Genomic DNA, 2,715 nt, shown 5'->3' on the forward strand with positions numbered 1-2,715 from the left:
AAGTCTTTGCAGAACTAATTCTTTATATAAAGTGTTGATTATTATAATAATGAGAAATATAAACCTAATCGTCATATATGTTATTGTATCCATATATAAACGTGATAATCAATTATTTATCAGCATTATAACTACCCTTTTCTTTAACGAATGATACCCTGTTTCTATCCATTTCAATCATTTAGTTCATTCATTATAAGAAAGTTATGTCTTTATTTTATTTATATGAGGTATTATTATTGGATACTATTTTTATATTTCCCGAATATTTCTCACCACCAATCATAATGAATGATTACTTTTGGGGCGTGATAGTAGAAAAAGATCAAATCTGAAGAAAAGCATATTTAGTTATGGTATAATTCAAAATATACAGAACCTGCTTGGGAGAATGACAAAAATCGGCAGGATTTTAAAACAGCAGATCTACGGATGAAATACATCTGTCCGTTTTTTGTTTCCTTGTGCTATATGATTACTTATATCAGCTTGCACCTTTGAATATAAAAGAAATATTTAGTTTCGATATGATATATTTCCCTGTGACAGGAAAGTCTATCAGTTAGAACAGAATTAGAAATTAAAACTACTTTTGGCTCTTCCTTTTAAAGCAATTAGATGTTCCTCGGTGAGTAACGATCTGTTCCTTTTAAAGGAACGGATCGTTCCTTTAAAAGGAAAGAGTCCTGACATTGCACTTTTTATGTATATTACAGTCATTTATATGCGACAAATCATTTGTAAATTGCATATTCTTACATTGATTTATGCATTATTTCTGCCATATTGTTAGATTTTGAATCAACTCTGTTGAAACCAATCTTAAAAACAGGACATTTCCAGACAATCACTGCCTAGCTTTTTGGTCTATTAGCTAATTTTGAATAGGCTGCTTTCTCAAGGTCATGCACAATAGTCATGTCCATGATATTTGCATATACCTGAGTTGTCTTCACACTTTTGTGTCCCAGCAGCTTTTGTACAGTCGTTATATTTGCACCACTATATATCAATAAGGTGGCGTTTGTATGTCGGGCTGTATGGAATGATATCCGTTTGTCTATTTCTGCCAGCTTGGCTAATGCATTCAAGTCTTTATTCACATTAGAGTTATCTTTCAGCTTGAAGAATCCGTTTAAATCGTCTTTGTAGTTCTCCAACACCCGCAGTCCTTTACCTTCAAATAATAAATATAAAGGAAGGCGCACATCAATACCTGTTTTAACAGATTTGTAAATCAACCACGTCTCCTGATGGAGTTCAACAATATTCGCGGCAGTCAGATTTATAAAATCAGAGTACCGCAAACCGGCATAGCAACAAAATAAAAAGGCATCCTTTGATTTTTGAAACTTCGTAAACTTCCCTTCCAGATTCACTTCCTCCATTTTATTCAGCTCTTCCGGCGACAAGTGCGTATGACTTCCTTCTATGCTTTTGATTTTATATTTCCTGAAAGCATACTTCTGAATATCCATGTATTCCTTATTTATTGCCACATTCACATATCGTTTTAAATGCTTCATATGCTTGGCAATGGTATTGAGATGATACCCTTTGGACTGCAGATAGTTATCAAATGAAGACACAAATTCGAAAGTCAAATCTGTGAATACAATGTCCTTTTTATACTCTTGCAGCAATTCTAAAGTGGAAAGATGATTCTGCCTGGTGCTTTCTTTTAAAGAAGAGTTGCTGACTTCCTCTTTAAAAAAGGTCAGAAATGAATTCCCATTATTTTCCGGTTTTTCAATAGAGTCTTTCAACGAATCCAAGGATATCGATCTTCTCTGTTGCCATAATCCCAATTCTTTCTGCTCAATGTCAGCTATAAAATCATATAGCATTCGATTTAATGCATCTGAATTAGGATGGTTCTTTACCATTCTACGTTTTACGTCCCACTGGTCTGGTTTGAGGTACACCCTGGTTGAGAAGTACATTTTTCTCCTGTTTAAGTAAGCTTCTACTTGTACCAATGCCATTCCTTTTTTGTTCAGCTTCTTTTTTCTGTTAAACACAAGGCTGTAACTAATCTTCTTCATTCTATTGTCTTTTAGTTAATACTAAGAACAAAATAAACTAAGTTCTGTGCTATAATTAAGGTTGAACCTGCATTAATTTCTGCAAAAATTAAAATTCAATAATTAAGTATTTACATAACTTTAATTTAAATGCTATTTTTTTATCGTCATTTCTTCATAATAAATCAAAAAGAAACGTTTGCAGGGTAGTTTTATATCCAAAAACAAGCAAATAGAATGTTAATTACTACACTTTGCATTCACAAAGTGACATTCCATGCTTGATAAATCACAATATTTATAGCAAATAAAGATGTTTATCAGCATATTTTCGATGTTATAAATAACAATATGTTATATATACAACCTTTTTTTATCAAATTAATTGTTAGTTTCATATTTATTAATAATTTTGCAACTTGTTAGAGTATAGAGACAATTAATGTAAAGTTGAACTTTAAGAGAGAATTTATGAAAAGAAAATTAATGCTGTTATTGGCATGCCTTTTTGTGGGCATAAGCCTAGTAACTGCTCAGACTCAGAAAGTCACAGGCGTTGTGATTTCTGAAGAAGATGGGCAACCAGTTGTTGGAGCCTCTGTGTTGGTAAAAGGTACTACTCAAGGTACAATCACAGACATCGATGGTAATTTTAATTTGGCGAACGTACCAAGTTCTGCAAAGACTTTGC

2 protein-coding genes are annotated in these 2,715 nt (G+C 32.6%); one reads left to right on the forward strand and one right to left on the reverse strand.

The features are described from left to right. Positions 1 to 854: 854 nt before the first annotated feature. A complete protein-coding gene (locus HMPREF9007_RS24455; protein ID WP_008759574.1) occupies positions 855 to 2,045 on the reverse strand; it encodes a site-specific integrase in 1,191 nt (396 codons plus the stop codon). 450 nt (positions 2,046 to 2,495) lie between these two features. On the opposite strand from HMPREF9007_RS24455, the gene HMPREF9007_RS24450 reads away from it, so the two are divergent. After that, positions 2,496 to 2,715, forward strand: a 220-nt coding sequence (locus HMPREF9007_RS24450) for a carboxypeptidase-like regulatory domain-containing protein (RefSeq protein WP_180960840.1), incomplete at its 3' end; no start/stop codon positions are given.

The organism is Bacteroides sp. 1_1_14 (assembly GCF_000162515.1).
Lineage (GTDB): Bacteria > Bacteroidota > Bacteroidia > Bacteroidales > Bacteroidaceae > Bacteroides > Bacteroides thetaiotaomicron.

Excerpts from the sequence above, each read along its gene's own strand:
- HMPREF9007_RS24455 (WP_008759574.1), bottom strand. The coding sequence starts at position 2,045 with ATGAAGAAGATTAGTTACAGCCTTGTGTTTAACAGAAAAAAGAAGCTG.